This window comes from Acidobacteriota bacterium, assembly GCA_016716715.1.
GTDB lineage: Bacteria > Acidobacteriota > Thermoanaerobaculia > UBA5066 > UBA5066 > Fen-183.
Genome location: JADJVE010000019.1, coordinates 18,300 through 38,376, shown reverse-complemented (window position 1 = coordinate 38,376; position 20,077 = coordinate 18,300). Strand labels below are relative to the sequence as shown.

General features: G+C 71.9%; 13 protein-coding genes and 3 pseudogenes. 13 read left to right on the top strand and 3 right to left on the bottom strand.

Annotation, left to right across the window (positions count from 1 at the left end):
• Positions 1-9: 9 nt before the first annotated feature.
• Positions 10-285 (bottom strand): YHS domain-containing protein, encoded by a 276-nt coding sequence (locus IPL89_17670; protein ID MBK9064988.1) that lies wholly within the window; start codon positions 283-285, stop codon positions 10-12.
• A gap of 58 nt (positions 286-343) precedes the next feature.
• Here IPL89_17670 and IPL89_17665 point away from each other — a divergent pair, with 58 nt between their 5' ends.
• A complete protein-coding gene (locus tag IPL89_17665; protein MBK9064987.1) occupies positions 344-2,071 on the top strand; it encodes an ABC transporter ATP-binding protein in 1,728 nt (575 codons plus the stop codon).
• Positions 2,071-3,924, top strand: coding sequence for an ABC transporter ATP-binding protein (locus tag IPL89_17660; GenBank protein ID MBK9064986.1), 1,854 nt, complete (start codon positions 2,071-2,073; stop codon positions 3,922-3,924). Before IPL89_17665 ends, IPL89_17660 begins: the two co-directional genes overlap by 1 nt.
• 13 nt (positions 3,925-3,937) lie before the next feature.
• On the opposite strand, the gene IPL89_17655 is transcribed toward IPL89_17660, so the two are convergent.
• Positions 3,938-7,048 carry a hypothetical protein gene (locus tag IPL89_17655; GenBank protein ID MBK9064985.1) on the bottom strand — a complete coding sequence of 1,037 codons (3,111 nt, stop codon included), beginning with the start codon at positions 7,046-7,048 and terminating at the stop codon, positions 3,938-3,940.
• A 27-nt stretch (positions 7,049-7,075) separates the two neighbouring features.
• Between IPL89_17655 and IPL89_17650 the strand changes: the two genes are divergently transcribed.
• Positions 7,076-7,648: a hypothetical protein gene (locus IPL89_17650; protein MBK9064984.1), complete on the top strand. Its 573-nt coding sequence runs from the start codon at positions 7,076-7,078 to the stop codon at positions 7,646-7,648.
• Here the strand turns inward: IPL89_17650 and IPL89_17645 are convergent, their stop codons facing one another.
• A complete protein-coding gene (locus tag IPL89_17645; protein MBK9064983.1) occupies positions 7,649-8,458 on the bottom strand; it encodes a DUF4412 domain-containing protein in 810 nt (269 codons plus the stop codon).
• Between the two features lie 103 nt (positions 8,459-8,561).
• On the opposite strand from IPL89_17645, the pseudogene rfbB reads away from it, so the two are divergent.
• The 10 genes and pseudogenes from rfbB (at position 8,562) to IPL89_17595 (ending at position 20,067) form a co-directional block, all read left to right on the top strand.
• Positions 8,562-9,661, top strand: a pseudogene (gene rfbB, locus IPL89_17640) (dTDP-glucose 4,6-dehydratase).
• Positions 9,658-10,533, top strand: a complete 876-nt coding sequence (gene rfbA / locus IPL89_17635) for a glucose-1-phosphate thymidylyltransferase RfbA (protein ID MBK9064982.1) — start codon at positions 9,658-9,660, stop codon at positions 10,531-10,533. Before rfbB ends, rfbA begins: the two are co-directional and overlap by 4 nt.
• On the top strand, positions 10,434-11,642 hold the full coding sequence (locus IPL89_17630) for a twin-arginine translocation signal domain-containing protein (protein ID MBK9064981.1): 1,209 nt from the start codon (positions 10,434-10,436) through the stop codon (positions 11,640-11,642). Before rfbA ends, IPL89_17630 begins: the two co-directional genes overlap by 100 nt.
• Positions 11,639-12,979, top strand: a complete 1,341-nt coding sequence (locus IPL89_17625; GenBank protein ID MBK9064980.1) for an MFS transporter — start codon at positions 11,639-11,641, stop codon at positions 12,977-12,979. The genes IPL89_17630 and IPL89_17625 overlap by 4 nt, the downstream gene beginning before the upstream one ends.
• A 62-nt stretch (positions 12,980-13,041) precedes the next feature.
• A complete protein-coding gene (locus IPL89_17620) occupies positions 13,042-13,515 on the top strand; it encodes a CBS domain-containing protein (protein MBK9064979.1) in 474 nt (157 codons plus the stop codon).
• A gap of 73 nt (positions 13,516-13,588) precedes the next feature.
• Positions 13,589-15,646: a glycosyltransferase gene (locus tag IPL89_17615; protein ID MBK9064978.1), complete on the top strand. Its 2,058-nt coding sequence runs from the start codon at positions 13,589-13,591 to the stop codon at positions 15,644-15,646.
• Positions 15,643-17,145: a hypothetical protein gene (locus IPL89_17610; GenBank protein MBK9064977.1), complete on the top strand. Its 1,503-nt coding sequence runs from the start codon at positions 15,643-15,645 to the stop codon at positions 17,143-17,145. The genes IPL89_17615 and IPL89_17610 overlap by 4 nt, the downstream gene beginning before the upstream one ends.
• A gap of 10 nt (positions 17,146-17,155) precedes the next feature.
• Positions 17,156-18,334, top strand: coding sequence for a DegT/DnrJ/EryC1/StrS family aminotransferase (locus IPL89_17605; GenBank protein MBK9064976.1), 1,179 nt, complete (start codon positions 17,156-17,158; stop codon positions 18,332-18,334).
• Between the two features lie 580 nt (positions 18,335-18,914).
• A pseudogene (locus IPL89_17600) lies at positions 18,915-19,520 on the top strand (glycosyltransferase).
• A gap of 181 nt (positions 19,521-19,701) precedes the next feature.
• A pseudogene (locus IPL89_17595) lies at positions 19,702-20,067 on the top strand (DUF4214 domain-containing protein).
• The last annotated feature ends 10 nt before the right edge of the window (positions 20,068-20,077 follow it).

Genomic DNA, 20,077 nt, shown 5'->3' with positions numbered 1-20,077 from the left:
GAAGATTTCTTAGAAGGTGAAGAGGGCAGCAGGCGCCGGCGAGGCCATCGGCGCGGGTGACGCGGCGGGCAACGTCAGGCTCGGCAGGCCCATGCCTGCTGGAAACGTCATGGGCTCAAACGACTCTTCACTCTTCACTTTCAAAGAAAATCTTTCCGGGTCTCTTCTGAATTTCTCCGCGCAGCTCTTCGCGCAGAAGTACCAGTCCCTGTCGCCCCAGTGCACCGTCGCCGCGGCGCGGGCGGGATCGACCTTCATGCCGCAGACGGGATCGACGTGCTCCATTCCTGTATATTCGCACCTGGAGAACGGGCCGCGCGCTGCGCGGCCTTCTCTTTCCCGGATGAGAGACCTCCCCCGTTTCCTCGCGTATTTCCGCCGCCGGCCCGGGGTGTACCTCGCCGGCTTCGGGACGATGCTCGCTTCGACGGGCCTGTTTCTCGCGATGCCGGGCCTCGTCCGCCGCGCCATCGAGGAGCTGGGCACCGGCGTCACGTCGGAACGCCTCTTCCGCCTCTCCGCGTACATCGTCCTCCTCGCCGTCGGCGACGCGATCGCCCTCTTCCTGACGCGCCGCCTCCTGATCGGCGCCTCGCGCGACATCGAGTACGAGATGCGGCAGGACCTCTTCGCGCACCTTCTGCGCCTGCCGCCCGTCTGGTACCGCCGGAACCGCGTCGGCGACCTCATGAGCCGCGCCGTCAACGACCTCTCGGCCGTGCGGATGCTGCTCGGCCCCGGGATCATGCAGGCCGGCAACACGCTCCTCGTCGGAACGGTGTCGCTCGTCCTCATGTTCCAGGTGTCGCCCGCGCTCACGGGCGTGGCGCTCGCCGTCTTTCCGGTGATCGCGATCGCGACGAAGGTCATGGGCCAGGCGACGCACAAGCGCTTCACGAAGATCCAGGAGTTCTTCAGCGAGATCTCCGCGGAGGCGCAGGAGAACTTCACGGGCCAGCGGCTGGTGCGCGCGTTCGCACGCGAGGAGCGCGAGGCGGCGCGGTTCGACGCGAACAACCGCGAGTTCCGGCGCCGCAACCTCGGCCTCGCGCGGCTGAACGCGCTGTTCTTCCCGCTCCTGCAGTTCCTCGTCGGCCTCGGCTTCGCGCTCACGCTGTGGGCAGGCGGCCGCTTCATCCTCGCGGGCAAGCTCTCGGTCGCACGCTACGTCGAGTTCAACCTCTACATGATGGAGCTCATCTGGCCCGCGATCGCGCTCGGCTGGGTCGTGAACCTCTGGCAGCGCGGTACGGCCTCGTGGAACCGGATGATGGACGTCTGGGAGGCGGCTCCGCTTCCCGAGGAGGCCGAGGGCGGTGCGCCGCTGGCGGGCGACGTGGAATTCCGGCACCTCACGTGGAGCTACGCCGAACGGCCGGTCCTCGAGGACGTCTCATTCCGCGTTCCCGCGGGGAGCACGGTCGCGATCGTCGGCCGCACGGGCTCGGGCAAGTCGACGCTCCTGAACCTCCTCCTGCGCGTGGACGACCCGCCCGCGGGATCGGTCTTCATCGGCGGGCGCGACCTCTCGAAAGAGCCGCTCCCGCTCGTCAGGAAGAGCATCGCCGTCGTCCCGCAGGAGACGTTCCTTTTCTCCGACACGCTCGCCTCGAACGTCGCGTTCGCCAGGCCGGACGCCTCGCGCTCCGAGGTCGAGGCCGCCGTCCTCGCAGCCGGCCTCGCGCCCGACGTCGCGCGCTTCCCGAAGGGCCTCGACACGATCGTGGGCGAGCGCGGGATCACGCTCTCGGGCGGCCAGAAGCAGCGCACGGCGCTCGCGCGCGCGCTTCTGTCGGATGCGCCGATCCTCGTCCTCGACGACGCGCTCTCCTCCGTCGACACGGAGACGGAAGCTCGCATCCTCCAGGGCCTCCGCGCCGCCGCGGGGGGAAGAACCGTCTTTCTCGTCTCGCACCGCCTGTCCACGCTCCGCAACGCGGACTTCCTCGTCGTCCTCGACCACGGCCGGGTCGCCGAGACCGGCACGCACGACGAGCTGCTCGCGAAGGGCGGCGTCTACGCCGCCATCGCCGAGCGCCAGCGCCTCGCCGAAGAGATGGAGGCCGCCTGATGGCCGACCACCACGAGGAAGAGGTCCTCGGGAAGGCCGTCGAGCCGCGCCTCCTGCGCCGGCTCTTCGGCCTCGCGAAGCCGTACCGTGCCTACGCGGCGGGCTCGCTCGCGGTGCTCCTCCTCGAGTCCCTCGCGCAGCTCGCGGGCCCGCTCCTGACGGCCGCCGCCATCGACCTCGTGCTCACGCGCGAGCGCACGGGCGCCGGGCCCGCCGCAAAGGGCGTCGACCGCTTCTTCGCCGTCTTCGGGATCGACCTCGCGGGCGGCCACGGCATCGAGTGGATCGCGGCCCTCTCCATCGCGACGGCGCTCCTCGCGTTCGTCCTCATGATGGTCATGGTCTGGTGGACGTCCACGATGGGCCAGGGCGTCATGTACGACCTCCGGACGCGGATCTTCGGCCACCTCCAGCGCGCGGACGTCGCCGTCTTCGACCGGACTCCCGTCGGGCGGCTCATGACGCGCCTCACGACGGACGTCGACGCCCTGAACGAGCTCTTCACGTCCGGCTTCGTCGCGCTGCTCGGCGACGTCGTCGTGCTCGCCGGGATCGTCGGCATCCTCTTCGCGCTCGATCCGTCGCTCGCCGCGATCACGTTCGGGATCCTGCTCCCGATGCTCTGGGTCACGAACTGGTTCCGCAAGGGCGCGCGCGACACCTACCGCGACGTGCGCGTGAAGATCGCGCGCGTGAACGCGTTCCTGCAGGAGCACATCTCCGGAATCGCGATCGTCCAGCTCTTCCGCCGCGAGCGCGTCGCCGCGAAGGCGTTCGCCGAGGTCAACGACGCGCACCGCGTCGCGAACATCGAGTCGATCTTCTACTACTCGGTCTTCTACCCCGCGCTCGACTTCCTCTCGGCGCTCGGCATGGCCTCCATCGTCTGGTACGGCGGCTGGCAGGTGCTGCGCGGGCACATGACGATCGGCGCCGTCGTCGCGTTCCTCCAGTACAGCAAGCGTTTCTACCGGCCGCTCATGGACCTCTCGGAGAAATACAACATCCTGCAGGCCGCGATGGCGTCGTCCGAGCGGATCTTCCAGCTTCTCGACGCCCAGCCCGCGATCACCGCCCCGGCAAACCCCGTCGTCCCGGCCGGGCCGCTGCGCGGCGAGATCGCGTTCGAGGACGTGCGGTTCTCCTATAAAGCGGGCGAGGAGATCCTCAAGGGCGTCTCGTTCCACGTGCCGCCGGGCCAGACGGTCGCGCTCGTCGGCGCGACGGGCGCCGGCAAGTCCACGATCCTGAACGTCCTGCTGCGCTTCTACGACGTGACCTCGGGCCGCGTCCTCGTCGACGGCGAGGACGTCCGCCGCTACCACCCCGTGCGGCTGCGCGAGCACTTCGGAATCGTCCTGCAGGACACCTTCCTCTTCACGGGCACGATCGCGGAAAACGTCTCTTTCTTCGACCCCGACATGCCGCGCGCGCGGATCGAGGAGGCCTGCCGCGAGGTCGGGCTCGGGCCGCTCCTCGCGCGGATCCCGGGCGGGCTCGACGCGAAGCTCACGGAGCGCGGCGGCGGCCTCTCGGTCGGCGAAAAGCAGCTCGTCTCGTTCGCGCGCGCGCTCGCCCGAGACCCGCGCATCCTGATCCTCGACGAGGCGACGTCCTCGGTCGACCCGGAGACGGAGAAGACGATCGAGCGGGCCGTGCAGCGCGTCCTCGCGGGCCGCACGTCGCTCGTCGTCGCCCACCGCCTCTCGACGATCGTGCGCGCCGACCGGATCCTCGTCCTCTCGCACGGCGAGGTGAAGGAGTCCGGCACGCATGCCGAGCTGCTCGAGAAGGGCGGGCTCTACGCCCGCCTGTACGCGCTCCAGCTCAAGGACCGCGAAGCCGCCGCCTGACCACGCGGCCTGATCAGCGCGGGGGCGGCTCGCCCGCCCAACGCGCCCGCTCGCGCTCGGCGCGCTCGGCCTCCGCGTCGCGCCCGAGAGCACGCAGCGCCCTGGCGCGCGTCGCCATGAGGTCGAGGTCGAGAGCGGAGAGGGCCTCGGCCGCGAGGCACGCGCGGAGCGCCTCGGCGGGCCGTCCCGCCGTCACGAGGAGCGCCGCCCGCGCCTTCAGCACCGGGATGCGCGGCACGCCCGCGTCGCTTCCGATCCGGCGCTCGAGCGCATCGAGCGCGCGCGCCGCGACGTCCGGCGTCCGCGCCGCCCGCCCGAGGTCCTCCGCCGCCCGCGCCGCGTCGCCGGGCGCAAGAGCGCCCCGCGCGCGCGCCGCGAGGAGGCGGTCCGCCTGTTCCAGCGCGTCCGTCTCGTCGCCGTAGATCGCCAGCAGCGCCAGGCGCTCGAGACCGGGCGCTCCCTCGGTGTCCGCGCGCGCGAAGGCCGCCACGGCCTCCTCGATGCGCCCCTGCGCGGCCCGGATCCGTCCCTCCACGTCCGACGCCTTCGCCGGTTCGACGCCGGCGGCGCGCGCGCGCTCGAGATCCGCTTCCGCGTCGGCAACGGCCCCGTCCTGAAGCGCGAAGCGCGCGGCCCGGAGGGCGTACGTCCCGAGCGGCTCGTCCTCGAACGCGCGCAGCGCGGCGCCCCGGGCGAGGGCCGGGCGGCCGAGCACGCCGTACATCCCCGCGAGGCCCGCCCACGTCTCCGCCCGCGTCGGCGGCGGTCCCGAGAGCGGCGGTGAGAAGCGCCCGCGCGCGATCTTCTCCTCCAGCAAACGCGCGGCGTTGTCCTCGCCCGGCTGATAGAGGTCGCGGGGCGCGTCGAACTCGACGACGGGCCGGTCGTCCGTGTTGATCCTCCCGACGCCCGCGACGAGCGCTTCGAGGTCGTCGCGGCCGAGGAGGTACCGCGCCCAGAAGCCCGCCGGCTCGGCCGTCCCGAGATGCCGGCGCAGGTCGTCCCGGTACGTCCCGGCGAGGACCGCTTCGGCCTTCGCGCGCGACGCCACGATCGGCGACTCGGCCCCGAGGAGGACGACGTCTCCGCCGTCCACCCACCAGACCTCCGTGTGCGGGAACGAGCGGACGAGCGTCGCGAAGACGGTCCGCAGCGTCTCCCAGCGCAGGCCGTAGAGCTGGAGCCACTGCGCGAAGATGCCGCCTTTCTTGAGCGCGCCCCGCGCGGACGCGTAGAAGTCGGCCGTGAAGAGGTTCGAGACGCCCGCGCGCCAGAGATTCGACGGCTCGGACAGGACGACGTCCCACCGGCCGCCGCCGGCAGCGATCAGGCTGCGCGCGTCCACGGGATGCAGCCGGACCCTGGGGTTCGCGAGAACGCCGTTGTTCACGTGTCCGAAGCGGGCCGCGGCCCGGAACATCGCCGTCTCGAGCTCCGCCACGTCCACGCGCTCCACGCCGGGCGCGCGCGCGGCCGCGTCCGCCGTGACTCCCGACGCGAAGCCGACGACGAGGACGTCGCGCGGCGCGGGATGGAGCACGAGCGGGATGATCGCGACGCCGACCTGCGTCCCCATGTCGCCCACGTCCGACGCCTCGGGGTGGCCGTTCGAGACCAGCGTCCGGGTGCGGGGCCCCTGCAGGACGGCAACCGTCGCGTTGCGGCCCTCTTCGAAGAACAGGCGCTCGACGTTCGCGACGCGGCGGCGCTGTTCGAACTCGAGCCGCGTCGCCGCCGGCGGCGTGCGCGGATAGGTGTCGGACCTCAGGAAGACCCAGTCCGGCCAGCGCGGGACGAGGAGCACGCCGAGCGCGAGCGCGCCCGCCGCCGAAACGGCCGCGGCGCCGGGGCGCCCGCGCGCGGCGGCGAGGGCCAGAAGGCCGGCGCCGAGACTCGCGAGCGCGCCGAGGCGCAGCGTCGTCTGCGAGCCGAAGGCGGACACGAGGAAGAACCCCGTCGCGAGGCTGCCCGCGAGCGTCCCGGCCGTGTTCACGAGCGAAGCGCGCCCGACGGACGTCCCGACGCCGCCGGGCCGCCCCGCGACGAACGCGAGAAGCAGAGGCATGCCCGCGCCGGCCACGGCCGCGAGAGGCAGGAGGAGCGCCGCGGCGAGTGCCGCCTTGAGGCCGAGCGAGGCTCCGAAGCCGAGCCCCGGCACCTGTCGCGCGAGGAGAATCGTGCGCGACACGAGAGGCACGGCCGCCATCGCGGCGCCGGCGAAGGCCGCCGACGCGAGCTGGACGCGCCCGAACGCCGCGAGCGTCACGGGCCCGCGCGCGGAGCGCGCCGAAGCCGCGAAACCGCCGATCCCGAGCCCGAGGAGGCAGAGGACGAGGACGAGTGTGAACGAGTACGACGACACGCCGAAGGCGAGCGACAGGAGCCGCGTGAAGACGACCTCGTCGAGCATGAAGACGGCGCCGGAGGCGAAGAGTCCCGCGAAGAGGGCGGCGCGCGCGAGCAAGGAGAGCGGATCCGGCGCGGAGAGCGCCGCGTCCACGGGCGGCGGCGCGAGGAGGCGCGATGCGGCGACGAACGCGACGGCCGCAACCGCGAAATCAGCCGCCGCCGCGCCCCCCATCGTCGCGGCGAGGCCCGCGTTCTCGACGGCCCAGAAACCCGTGAGCGCGGCGCCAGAGACGGCTCCCAGGAGGTTGACCGCGTAGAGAAGCGACACGACGCGCGGCGCCCGCGCCGCCTCGCGGGCGAGCGCCCGCGCGAGGGCGGGCAGCGTGCCGCCCATGAGGAACGCGGGCGGGAAGAGCACGAGTGCCGCGAGGAACGCCTTGGCCGAAGCGGTCGCAGCCGGCCCCCCGCCGAGCGCGGCCGCGAGGGCCGGGAACGCCCGCGCGACGGCCGCGAGGAGCGGCCCCGTGGCGAGCGCGAAGACTCCGATACCCGCTTCCAGGGCTGCGTAGAGCCGCAGGGGCGCGCGTGTCCGGTCCGCGAGGCCCCCGAACGCGCGGCTCCCGAGGCCGAGGCCGCTCATGAAGACCGCGAGGACGAGCCCGACCGCCTCCGCGTTCGCGCCGAACAGGAGCGCGAGGTGCCGCGACCACAGAACCTCGTACGCGAGCCCTGCGGCGCCCGACACGAAAAAACACGCGGTGAGGAGGATGGTCATAGAATCAGTCTCAAGAGGAAACTCATTATGAAGGCGACTCTCGCTGCCGCCGTCCTTCTCGCCGCGGCCGCCTCGGCGCCCGCGGCCGTCGACGCGTACATGACGTTCGTCACGCTGCCGCAGGCCGTCAAGCTCGGCGACGGCTCGGTCCTGCCGGCGGGCAAGTACGACGTCAAGATCGACTACAAGGGATTCGGCAACGCCGCCGAGTTCCTGTTCCTCCAGGGCGGCGTCCTCAAGGGCAAGACGCCCGCCGAGGCGCGCGGCTTCCCGTCGCAGGCGCCGCCCGTCTCCACGGCGCGGAAAGCGGGCGAGGGCCAGAAGGACTTCGTCAAGATCGACCAGGCAGCCGTCAAGCTCGACACCGCGCAAGCCATCGACACACACATCAAGAGGGTCGAGGGCGAGAGCACCCACAAGGACCACAAGGGCGAGATCGCGAGCGCCCCGCAGAGCTTCTCGTGGGGCGCGCACGGGTTCAACCCGGGGATGGCAGGCCGCGCCGCGCCCACCGGCGACCGCGTGAAGCTCTCCTTCGACTCCGCGAAGAGCGCCGCGGGCTTCAGCGCGCTTCTCCCGGCCGTTCAGAAGAAGAAGTAGCTACTTGGCCGGCTGCTGCCTCTTCATCATCTCCTGGATCTGCTTCTGCTGCTCGGGCGAGAGGCCCTCCATCGCCTTGCGCATCTCGTCGCCGCCGGCGCCGGGGGGCGCCATGACGCTCGCGGCGCCCATCATCCCTTCCTTCTTCGTGTAGCCGGACGGGATCTCGAACAGCGCGCTCTTGAGCGACTTCCTCTCGACTTTCGTGAGCTCCATCGTGGCGACCGGCGCCGGGTTGCCCTTCTCGCGCATGATCCTCTTCACGACGAACCCGTCGATGCCCGCGTCGCGCAGGGCCTTCATCATCCCGTCGTCGCTCTCGTTGCCGCGGCGCATGAGGCCGCGCATGGACTCGTAGCTCAGACCCGAGACGTCCTTCGAGGTCCAGAGCTCCTGCTCGGTCTTCGCGTCCTCGGCCTTCGTGACGAAGGCGTGGTCGCAGGAGTACCCGTTGATCGTCTCTTTCCCGAGCTTCTTGACGGACCAGGTTTCCTTCGACTTGTCGCGGTACTTCGCGGCCTGTTCCTTGATCTTCTTGAGGTCGACCTCGGCGTAGGCCTTCTGCTCGTCGTTGATCATGTACATGACGTCGGGATTCGACGCCTTCATGAGCGTCGTCATCCTGAACGGCGCCTGGGCCGTCTGGATGTCCAGCTCCGAGCGGGTCCCGGCGGCCGAGACGTAGGCCCGCCCCGTCCCGCTGCCTTCCCGCATCGTCATCTTCATCGACAGCTCGCCCTCGAACTGGGCGAAAGCGGGCGCGGCCGCAAGGACGGCGCCGGCCAGAATCGCAAGCACGGACTTCTTCATGCGTTCTCCTTCCGTGTCGGGACCACACCCCGGGCGCCCGAAGTCTAGCTCAGCGCCGAGGCTCTTCGCGGGCGCGGGCCGAGTCCGATATCCTCCGGGCCGTATGGACTCGATACTCGTCACCGGCGGAGCCGGTTTCATCGGCTCGAACTTCGTCCGCCTCGCCCTGAAGGAAACCTCCGGCCCCGTGGTCGTCGTCGACAAGCTGACGTACTCCGGGCACCGGGCCAGCCTCGCCGACTGCGAGAGAGACCCCCGCTTCGCCTTCGTCGAGGCCGACATCGCGGACGCCGCGGCCATGAAGGCCGTCTTCGAAAAGCACCGCCCCCGCGCCGTCCTGAACTTCGCGGCCGAGACGCACGTCGACCGCTCGATCGACGGCCCGGGCGCCTTCATCCACACGAACGTCACGGGGACGTACGTCCTCCTCGAGGCGTCGCGGGCGCACACGGCGGCGCTCCCGCCGGCCGCGCGCGAGGCCTTCCGTTTCCTTCACGTCTCGACGGACGAGGTCTACGGAACGCTCGGGCCGACGGGCCTCTTCTCGGAAGAGACGCCGTACGCCCCGAACTCGCCGTACGCCGCGTCCAAGGCGGCCGCGGACCACCTCGTCCGTGCGTGGCACGAGACGTACCGCCTCCCGACGCTCCTCACGAACTGCTCGAACAACTACGGGCCGAATCAGTTCCCCGAGAAGCTCATCCCTCTCATGATCCTGAACGCGCTCGAGGGCAAGCCGCTCCCGATCTACGGCGACGGCGGCAACGTCCGCGACTGGCTGCACGTCGAGGACCACTGCCGCGGCATCCTGCTCGTGCTCCAGAAGGCGGCGCCGGGGAGCAAGTACAACATCGGCGGCGGCAACGAGCGGACGAACCTGCAGATCGTCGACGCTCTCTGTGCGGCGCTCGAGCAGACCGTTCCGTTCGTAGAGAACCGGAAGATTTCGGAGAAGAGTTCTTTGAAGGGTAAGAGGGGATACGGGGATTTGAAGACGTTCGTCAAGGATCGGCCGGGGCACGACCGCCGCTACGCGATCGACGCCAGCAAGATACGCACGGACCTCGGGTGGAGCCCTCTTACTCATTCGAAGAAGGTCTTCTTCGGACGGTGCGGTGGTACGTGGACAACCCGGAATGGTGCGCCGCGGTTCAGACCGGCCAGGACGCGCGGGCGCGCATCGGCCTCGGAGTTCCCGCGTGAAGGGAATCATCCTCGCCGGCGGCTCCGGCACGCGGCTGTATCCCCTCACCATCGGCCTCTCCAAGCAGCTCTGCCCCGTCTACGACAAGCCGATGGTCTATTACCCCCTCTCGACGCTCATGCTCGCGGGGCTGCGGGACGTCCTCGTGATCACGACCCCCGAAGACCAGGCTTCCTTCGTGCGCCTCCTCGGCGACGGCTCGCAGTTCGGGATCCGGATCTCCTACGCGGCGCAGCCGAAGCCCGAGGGCCTCGCGCAGGCGTTCCTGATCGGGAGGGACTTCGTCGGCGAGGACGGCGTCGCCCTCGCGCTCGGCGACAACCTCTTCTACGGCCACGGCCTGCCCGAGATGCTCCAGCGCGCCGCGGGCCGCGCCGCGGGCGCGACCGTCTTCGCGTACCGCGTCCTCGACCCGCAGCGCTACGGCGTCGTCGAGTTCGACGCGAAGGGCCGCGCCGTCGGCCTCGAGGAGAAGCCGCCTGCGCCGCGGTCGAACTACGCCGTCACGGGTCTCTACTTCTACGACAACCGCGTCCTCGACGTGGCCGCGAACCTGAAGCCCTCCCCGCGCGGCGAGCTCGAGATCACGGACGTGAACCGCGCGTACCTCGCGACCGGCGACCTCCACGTCGAGATCCTCGGGCGCGGGATGGCGTGGCTCGACACCGGCACGCACGAGGCGCTCCTCCAGGCCTCGAACTTCATCCAGGCCATCGAGGCCCGGCAGGGGCTCAAGGTCGCCTGCCCGGAGGAGATCGCCTGGAACGCCGGATGGATCTCGTCGGAAGACGTCGCCCGGCTCGCCGCCCGGATGAACAAGAACGAGTACGGTGCGTATCTCCTTCGCATGCTCGAGGAGGGACGACCTTGACACAGACACGACGCGACCTGCTGAAGACAGCCGCCGCAGCCGCCGCAGCCTCCGCCCTGGGGACGAGCCGCCTGCTTTCAGGGGCGGAACCGAAGACGCTCCTCATCCTCGGCGGGACGCGCTTTCTCGGCCCCGAGGTCGTCGAGGCCGCCAAGAAGAGCGGCTGGAAGATCACTCTCTTCAACCGGGGCAAGTCCCACCCGGACTGGTTCCCGGAGCTGGAGCATCTGCAGGGGGACCGCAACGGCGACCTGAAGTCCCTCGAAGGCCGCGCCTGGGACGCCGTCGTGGACACGTCGGGCTACTTCCCGAAACAGGTCGCCGCGTCGGCCGGCCTCCTCTCGAAATCGAAGCAGTACGTCTTCATCTCGTCCATCTCGGTCTTCTCCGACCTCAGCAAGCCGGGCGTGGACGAGAGCGGCCCGGTCGGCGAGCTCAAGGACCCGAACGCCGACAAGATCACGGAAGGGAACTACGGGCCCCTCAAGGCCGCCTGCGAGCGCGCCGCCGAGGCCGCGATGCCGGGCCGCGTCACGAACGTCCGCCCGGGCCTCATCGTCGGCCCGAACGACCTGACGGACCGCTTCACGTACTGGCCCGTCCGCGTCGCGAGGGGCGGCGAGGTCCTCGCGCCGAACAAGCCGTCCGACTTCGTCCAGTTCATCGACGTGCGCGACCTCGGCACCTGGATCGTGAAGTGCCTCGACACGAAAACGTTCGGCGTCTTCAACGCGACGGGAAATCCCCTCCCCGTCGGGACGCTCCTCGACACGTGCAAGGCCGCGAGCGCGAGCGACGCGAAGTTCACTTGGGCGGATGCGGCGTTCCTCGAGGCCCAGAAAGTCTCGGCGTGGAGCGACCTCCCCTGCTGGCTCCCGCCGACCGGTGACGAGGCGCACGGGAACGAGGTCTCGAACGCGAAGGCGGCTGGCAAGGGCCTGGCGTTCCGGCCCCTCAAGGACACCTGCAAGGACACGCTCGCGTGGTTCAGGACGCTTCCGGCCGAGCGGCAGGCGAAGCTCAAGTCGGGGCTCACGGCCGAACGTGAGGCCGCGGTCCTTGCGGCTTGGCACGAGGCGCAGGCGAAGAAGGCACCGAAGGCCGGCTGACCCAGGTGGATTTCCGGAGACTCCTGTCCCGCTTCGTGCGGGTCGCCCCCGGCGAGGGCCCGGGGCTCTCCTGGGCCGCGGCCTCGTTCTTCTTCCTGCTGGGCGGGTACTACGTCATCCGCCCTCTCCGCGAGGAGATGGGCGCGTCGGCCGGCGGCGGCTTCGCGCTCAACTGGCTCTTCTTCGGCACGCTCGCCGGGACGTTCCTCGTGACGCCGCTCTTCGGCGCGCTCGTGTCGAAGTTCCCGCGCCGCGTCTTCGTCCCCGCGGTCTACCACGCGCTCGCGGCGAGCTTCGTCGCGTTCTACGTCGCGCTGAGCGTCCTCGCCGGGCCCGGGCGCGTCGCGACGGCGCGCTTCTTCTTCGTCTTCGTGAGCACGTTCAACCTCCTGATCGTGTCCGTCTTCTGGGGCTTTCTCGCGGACCTCTTCCGGTCCGAGCAGGCCAAGCGGCTCTTCGGCGCGATCGGCCTAGGCGGCACGCTGGGCGGCATCGCCGGCGGCGCGATCACGGCGAGTCTCGCGAAGACGCTCGGCCCCGTGCCCCTGCTCCTCGTGGCGGCCGGGCTGTTCGAGGCGGCCGTTTTCTGCATGAGCCGCCTCGCGCACGTGTACCGCGTGGACGAGGCCCGCCCTTCGGCCGCGGAGGCGGAGGACGAGCCCTCCGGCGGCGTCCCGCCGGGCACGGGAGCGCTCTCGGGCCTCACCCTCTTCGCGAAGTCGCGCTACCTGCTCGGAATCGCGGGATTCCTCCTGCTCTTCACCGTCGGCTCGACGTTCCTCTACCTCGCGCAGGCGCGCATCGTCCGCGCGACGTTCGCCGACGCCGGGTCGCGGACCGCGTTCTTCGCGAAGGCGGACCTCGCCGTGAACGTCCTGACCGCGATCACGCAGCTCTTCCTCACGGGGCGCCTCCTGCCGGCGCTCGGCCTCGGGCCCGCGCTCGCGTTCCTCCCGGTCGTGTCGGCGGCCGGCTTCTTCGCGCTCGGCGGGTCCCCCACGGCCGGGACGCTTTTCGTCGTCCAGGTCCTGCGCCGCGCCGCGGAGTTCGCGCTCGTGAAGCCGGCGCGGGAGGTGCTCTTCACGGTCGTCTCGCGCGAGGAGAAGTACTCGGCCAAGAGCTTCATCGACACGTTCGTCTACCGCAGCGGCGACGCGCTGGGCGCCCTCGCGGACCGTCTCGTCGCTTTCGTCGGGCTCGGGCCCGTGGGCTTCGCATGGGCCTTCCTGCCGGTGGCCGCCCTGTGGACGTGGAACGCCTTCAGCCTCGGGAGGCGCCAGAAGGCGCTGGCACGAGAGCTCGAGAGCCCGGCCGGCGCCCTTCCGGCCGCCCCTTGATTCAAGTGGCTCATGGCGGCGGACCGCGCCGGCCCTGACTCTTTGATGGGGAGACTTCCGCAATGAAAGTCCGCGACATCATGTCCACGAAGGTCCAGACCATCGACATGAACGAGAAGGCCGAGAGCGCCTGGAACCTCATGAAGTGGAAGCGCATCCACCACGTCGTCGTCACGGACGGGCCCGGGCAGGTCGTCGGCGTCGTCTCGGCCCGCGACCTCGGCGGCCAGGACCGCGAGGAAGCGCGCAAGATCCGCCCCGTCGCCGCGATGATGACGGCCTACGCCGTGAAGGCGATCCCCGGGATGCCGGTCCGCCAGGCCGCGAACGTCATGCGCGGCTGGAACATCGGCTGCCTGCCCGTCGTCGACGGCGGCCAGCTCGTCGGGATCGTGACCGTGTCCGACCTCCTGCGCATCGTCGCCGAGGGCGTCGACAAGGCGGCCGCGGCCCCGAAAAAGGCCGCCGCCCCGAAAAAGGCCGCCGCCAGGAAGAAGGCAGCCCCGGCGAAGAAAGCCGCGAAGCGGAAGCGCTGAGTTCCAGGGCAGGCGCCCCGGCGTTCGTGCTCCCGTGCGCGGGCGTGACTGATCTATCATCCGCGTCTTCCCCATGAGCGTTCAGCCCCGCGACCCGCACGGTGTCGCCGCGGTCCTCCCGCCGTCCGCGGCGGAGAGCGGAGACACTCCCGGCCCGGATGCCGGCCACGCCGCGCACGTCGAGGCGAGCCGCCGCTCGATCCTGGCCGCCGTGGGCGAGTCCAGGGACGTCACGTTCGTCCGCGGGGCCGGCAACGTCGGGGACCAGCTCATCGCCGCCGGGTCCCGGGCCCTGCTCGCGGGAGTCCTGGCGCGCGAGATCGGCCTCGCCGACGTTCCGGGCGCCCGGGGCGAGGTGGCCGTTCTCTGCGGGAGCGGCGCGTGGTGCGGCCCGTACCACGAGCTGATGCCCCCGCTCCTGCCGGTCCTCGAGCGGCGCTTCGAGCGCGTCGTCGTCCTGCCCTCGTCCTTCGACGTCTCCGTGCCCGAGGTGCGGCACGCGCTCGAGGTCTCGCGCGCCACGATCTTCGCGCGCGAGCGCGAATCCTTCGACGGGATCCGCGGCCTCTGCGACGCGCGGCTCGCGCACGACACGGCGTTTTACTTCGACTACGAGCCTTACCGCCGGCCGGGCCACGGCACGCTCGACGCGTTCCGCACGGACCGCGAGGCCGCGGGCCGGATGCCGCTCCCTCCCGGCAACGTGGACGTCTCGGTCGCCTGCGCGACGCTGGACGAGTGGCTCCACGCGCTCGCGCGGCACGCCCTCATCCGGACGGACCGCGCGCACGTCCTGATCGCGGGCGCGCTCCTCGGAAAGACGGTCGAGTGGGCCGCGTCGCGCACCCGGAAGCTCCCGGCGATCGCCGCCTTCGCGCTCGACGGCCGCTTTCCCGTGGTCCGCCTCGATGCGACCTCTCCGGCGGGCCGCACCACCGCCTCCCCGCGGGCGGCCGTCCCGGCTCCGGCGCGGCCGGCCGGCGGCGTCCACGCGCGGCTCGAGGCGGCCGGGCGCGAGGGCCTCGAGCCGTGGGACGCGGTCCCGGGTTCGGGGGCCGCGCCGCGCGTCACGGCCGTCGTCCTTTCGTGGAACCGTCCCGAGCGCGTTCGCGAGGCCCTGCGGTCGTTGCGCGACGGCGCGGCGCTGCCGTGGCGCGCTCTCGTCGTCGACAACGCCTCCTCGCCGCCCACGCGCGAGGCGCTCCGGCAGGAGGCCGGCGGCGACGCGCGCGTCACCGTCGAGCTTCTCGACCGCAATCTCGGCTGCGCCGGCGGCCGCAATCGCGCGGTCGATCTCGTCGACACCGAGTACGTCCTCTTTCTCGACGACGACGCCGAGGTGTTCCCGGGGACGCTCGAGCACCTCGTGGCCACGCTGGACGCCGAGCCCTCCGCGCTCGCGGCGGCCGCGAACGTCGTCCTCCCGGACGGCAGGACCCAGATCTGCGGCGGCGATTTCGAGGTCGCCGACGGAACGGTGCGCTTCGTCCCGCTCGGCGCGGGACGCCCCTTCGAGGACGTCGCGAAAGAGCCCGCGGGGCCGTGCCGCTGGGTGGGCGGCGCGTGCGTCCTCTACCGGCGCGAGGCCCTCGCCCGGTTCCCGCTCGACACCGGGATGGCCGCGTACCACGAGGACAACGAGTGGGGCTTCCGCGTCGAGCGCGAGGCGCCGGGCTCGCTCCGCCGCTGCCCGGCCGCCCTGGCCCTTCACCACCACGTTCCCAAGGACCGCGCCGGAACCTCCCCCGCGGACGTCGCCCACGCGATCCGCTACTGCGAGCCGATCGCCCACTTCTACGCGCGGCACGGGCTCGTCATGGAGGACCTCTTCGGGTTCGTGGGCGAGCTCTCGGGCCCGGCGGGCCGGGACGTCGCGGCGGCCCGGCTCTTCTGCGAGCTCCTCCTGGCGCGGGGAGCGCAGTGGACCGTCACGACGTGGCTCGCCGGGGGGCTCGATCCCCTGTTCGGACGGATTCCACCTGCTCCGCCGCCGCCCGAGCCCATCGTCCTCGACGATTCGCGCGAGGAGCTCCACCGCACGTGGCGGTCGAAATGGTACCGGCTCGCGCTCCGCTACTGGATCGCCCGCCACGCCGTCCGCTCGGCGCTCGGCCTCGAGGACCGCCCGTGAACCGCATCCGGCTCCTCGAACCCGAGATCGGCGCCCGTGCGGTGACCTTCCGGTGGAGCGTCGAGCCCGCGTCGCCCCTGTACCGCCGGACGTCGTTCACGCTGGAATTTCCCGCGTCCGTGGAAGTCGCCGCGGTTCCGCCCGCGCTCTGGTGGCGCGTCGCGCTCCTCTGCCTGCACCCGCACTGGGCGCTCCTCAGGCCGTGCGAGGTCCGCCTGCCCGTCCGGCTCGAGCCCGGCGAGGCGGAAACGTGGCTGCGCCTCGTGGACGCGGCGGTGGACACGCTCGAGGCCACGCGCGGCACGTCCGACACGGCGCGCGCGGTCTCGCTCCTCGAGGGCGCGCGCCCCGCCCCCGCCTGGCGTCCCGTGCGGGACATGGGGCGCTGGGCCGCCGCGTTCAGCGGCGGCAAGGACAGCCTGCTGACGGCGGGCCTCATCGCCGAGCTGACGGAGCGGCCCATCCTCGTCACGACGACGTCCCCCCTGCCGCCGCTCCACGACCACGGCACGGCCCGCCGCCGGTTCATCCTCGACGAGATCCCGCGGCGCCGCCCGCTCACGCTCGTCGAGGTGGCGTCCGACTTCCGGAGCGCGACGGCCAACGACTTCGCGGACCACATGGGCTATCCGCTCGCCGTCAGCGAAACGACGGACACGCTTCTCTATCTCGGCGCGCTCCTCGCGGCGGGCTTCGCGCAAGGCGCGACGCACTTCGTCGTCGCATCCGAGAACGAGGTCCAGGAGAACGTCGAGCGGGACGGGAAGACCGTCCAGCACACGCACTTCATGTACGCCGCGTCGACGCTGGCCTCGCTCGACGCCGTGTTCCGCCCGTCCGGCGCCACGATCTCGACGCTGACGGCCGCCCTGCACGCCCACCAGGTGCAGCGCCTCCTCGTCACGCGCTACGCCGGCCTCCGCGATCTTCAGTACTCCTGCTGGTCCGTGGGCGAACGGGAATCCGCATGCAGCCGGTGCTCGAAGTGCCTGACGGTCGCGCTCGGCATTCTCGCGGCGGGCGGCGCGCCCGCCGACGTCGGCATCGACCTCGGCCGCCTCCTCGTCGCGAAGTCCGACTTCCGTTTCGAGGCTCCGGGGCCCTCCGCGCTCCCGGGCGACCTCGTCGCGCGCCGGATTCGCGAGCAGAGGGTGCGCGACATCCGCGCGATCCCGACGCGGCGCGTCGCGGCCGCGCTCGCGCGGGGCCGCGCCACGGGACTTCTTTCTCCCCGGGGCGCGCGGGCGCTCCTCGCGTGGCGAAGGCTCCGCCGCCGCAACGCCGCAGCCGCTGTCGGAGCGGAGCCCGGCTGGCGGCCGGGCTACCTCCGCTTCGCCGATCCGCTCCTCGCGCCGCGCCTCTCGGCGATCTACGGCGGCGCCTTTCCCGCCGAGAGCCCGTCCGTCTCCGCGGACGCGCTCTTGCGCTCGACGGCCCTCGCGGAATGGATCACGGCCCCCCTTTCAGGAGAACTGGATGCTCGACGAAACGCGTCTTGACCCCAGCGAGATGGAATCGCTCGGCGACCTCGTGCCGGGGCCCGAGCCGACGCTCGCGCCGGGCCGCGTCGTGCGGGTCTGCGAGACGCGCCTCGACGGCAACGAGCTGAAGTACCTCACGGAGTGCGTGACGTCCAACTGGATCTCCTCGGCGGGGCCGTTCGTCCGCCGCTTCGAGGACGCCTTCGCCGGCGCCACGGGGTGCGCGCACGCGGTCTCGTGTTCGTCCGGGACGGCGGCCCTCCACCTCGTCCTCGCCGCGCTCGGGCTGGGCCCCGGCGACGAGGTCGTCGTGCCCGCCTTCAGCATGATCGCCACGGCAAACGCCGTGCGCTACACGGGGGCGACGCCGGTCCTCGCGGACGCCGCGCCGGGCTCGTGCAACGTCTCGGCCGCGACGATCGCGCCGCGCATCACCGAGCGCACGCGGGTGATCCTCGTCGTTCACACGTACGGCCACCCCGTGGACATGGATCCGGTCCGTGCCCTCGCGGACCGCCACGGGCTGCTCGTCGTCGAGGACGCGGCCGAGGCGCACGGCGCCCTCTACCGCGGCCGCCCCGTCGGAAGCCTCGCGGACGCCGCGACGTTCTCCTTCTACGGGAACAAGATCGTCACGACCGGCGAGGGCGGCATGGTCACGACGCAGGACGCGGCCCTCGCGCGCGTCGTCCGGCGCCTGCGCGACCACGCGTTCTCGGACGAGCGCCACTTCTGGCACACCTACCTCGGCTACAACTACCGGATGACGAACATGCAGGCGGCCGTCGGCCTCGCGCAGGTCGAGCGGATGCCCGAACTCGTCGCCGCGCGCCGCGAGAACCGGCGGCGCTACGACGCGCGGCTCGCCGGCCTCCCGGGCCTGACGCTCCCATCCGAGGCGCCGGACGTCTCGAGCGTGTTCTGGATGTACGGCGTACTCGTGGAGGACGCGTTCGGCCTCTCGCGCGACGCGCTCCGGGCCGCGCTCGCGGCGCGCGGCGTCGAGACGCGCACGTACTTCGTGCCGATCCACGTCCAGCCGATCCATCGCGCGGCGTATCGCGGCGAGCGCTACCCCGTCGCCGAGGACCTCTGCCGGCGCGGGCTCTACCTGCCCTCGGGCCCGGCCCTGTCCGACGCGGACGTGGACTTCGTCGCCGACGCGATCGCGAAGGCGCGCCCGGCGCCCGTGCCTGCGCTTGCCTGACGTCGTTCTCGTCGCGGGCCGCGACCCGCGGTCGGAGCGCGACGGCGGACACTCCGCCTACGTGCGCGCCCATGCCCGGGCCGCGGTCGCCGCCGGATTCACGCCGCACCTCGTCTGCGTGGGTCCCTCCGCCGGGTTCGCCGAGACGCCGTACGGCGTCGTCCGCCGCGCGGCCTCGCCGGCGCGGCCGTTTCGCCAGCTCATGATCCCCGGCCACGCGCTCGCGCTCCGGCGCGCCGTGGAGGCTGCCGTCGCCGAAACGGGCGCCCGCGTCGTGCACGGATTCGGCGTCTGGAGCTGGGCGGCCGCCGCCGCGCGCGACCGCCTCGCGGAACGCGGCCTTCCGCCCCGCGTCCTCGCAAGCGCCTACACGACGCTGGCCGACGAGACACTCTCGAAGATCGAGGGCGCCTCGCCCGCCGACGGGGCGGCGCGAAAGGCCGCGTTCCTTCTCGAGCACGCAGCCGCTCTCGCCACATCGGCCTACGAGCGGCGGGGCTACCGCGACGCCGATCTCGTCCTCGTCAACTACGAGTCCGTCCGCCGCCTCCTCGAGGCGCGGCACGGGCAGGGCCTCCGCATCCGGCGCGTCACGTACGCCTCCGAGAGCGCGTTCGAGCCGCCGCGGCCGGAGACCGGCGACCTGCCGGACGCGCTTCGCGCGCTCGACGCCGCCGGCGGCCCGCTCGTCGTCGCCGTCTCGCGCCACGATCCGCGCAAGGGCGGCGATGTCCTGCTCGAGGCGCTCGCGCTCCTCGCGGCACGCGGCGTGCCGTTTCGCGCTTGCCTCGTCGGCGCCGGCCCGCTTCTCGAGCCGCATCGCGCGCTCGCGCGCCGGCTCTCGCTCGGCGGACGCGTGTCGCTTCCCGGGTACGTCGAGGACGCCTTCGACGTCCTCTCTCGCGCCGACGTCTTCGTCCTGCCCTCGAAATCGGAGCAGAGCGGCTCGCTCGCGCTCCTCGAGGCTCTTCAGGCCGGCCGCGCGTGCATCGCCTCGGCGTGCGACGGCATTCCGGAGGACGTCACAGACGGAAGAGACGCGCTGCTCGTCCCGCCCGGCGACGCCCGCGCCCTCGCGGACGCGCTCGGGCGCCTGCTCGGCGACCCGGACTTGCGCACGCGTCTCGGCCGCGCGGCGCGCGCGACGTTCGAGGCGCGGTTCTCGGCCGAGGCCCTCGCAGACGCCCTGGGCGCCCTCTACGGCGCCACGGGCCCGCGCCGGAAGTTGAGGTCCCCCGTTCGCCCCGCCCCCCCCCCCCCCCCCCCCCTGCCGCCGCCCGAAAGCTCCTCAACCAGCTCGATCCTCGATCAGGCGACTCTCATCCGGCGAGAACGACGTCGAGTTCACGACGCGTCTCTACCGGAAGATGCTCGGCCGGGCCCCCGACGGCCGCGCGCTGTCCGAAGCAACGAAGAACCTCGCGCTCGGCGCGCTTCGTCGCGGCCAGATTCGCAGGGCAATCGCCTCGTCTCCCGAATGCCACGACCTGAGGCGGCGCTTTCCCGTTCCACTCCGGAAGCGCGGGAAGCGTTTCGCGAACCGACTAGATTCCTCGATCCGGCGCATCTCGTCCGGCGCCAGCGACGAAGTGTTCGTGAACGGCCTCTACCAGGAGATGCTGGGTCGTCTCGCCGACGAGAACGCGCTGTCCGAGGCCACGAGGTACCTCGCACTCGGCGAGATTCGTCGCAACCACATTCGCGGGACAATTGCCTCGTCCCCCGAATACGGGGCACTCGCGT

Bases quoted from the DNA above. Each gene is read 5' to 3' on its own strand.
- IPL89_17665 (MBK9064987.1), top strand. From the start codon at position 344: ATGAGAGACCTCCCCCGTTTCCTCGCGTATTTCCGCCGCCGGCCCGGG.
- IPL89_17670 (MBK9064988.1), bottom strand. From the start codon at position 285: ATGGAGCACGTCGATCCCGTCTGCGGCATGAAGGTCGATCCCGCCCGC.
- IPL89_17660 (MBK9064986.1), top strand. From the start codon at position 2,071: ATGGCCGACCACCACGAGGAAGAGGTCCTCGGGAAGGCCGTCGAGCCG.
- IPL89_17620 (MBK9064979.1), top strand. From the start codon at position 13,042: ATGAAAGTCCGCGACATCATGTCCACGAAGGTCCAGACCATCGACATG.
- IPL89_17605 (MBK9064976.1), top strand. From the start codon at position 17,156: ATGGAATCGCTCGGCGACCTCGTGCCGGGGCCCGAGCCGACGCTCGCG.
- IPL89_17655 (MBK9064985.1), bottom strand. From the start codon at position 7,048: ATGACCATCCTCCTCACCGCGTGTTTTTTCGTGTCGGGCGCCGCAGGG.
- IPL89_17630 (MBK9064981.1), top strand. From the start codon at position 10,434: ATGGATCTCGTCGGAAGACGTCGCCCGGCTCGCCGCCCGGATGAACAA.
- IPL89_17645 (MBK9064983.1), bottom strand. From the start codon at position 8,458: ATGAAGAAGTCCGTGCTTGCGATTCTGGCCGGCGCCGTCCTTGCGGCC.
- IPL89_17650 (MBK9064984.1), top strand. From the start codon at position 7,076: ATGAAGGCGACTCTCGCTGCCGCCGTCCTTCTCGCCGCGGCCGCCTCG.
- IPL89_17615 (MBK9064978.1), top strand. From the start codon at position 13,589: ATGAGCGTTCAGCCCCGCGACCCGCACGGTGTCGCCGCGGTCCTCCCG.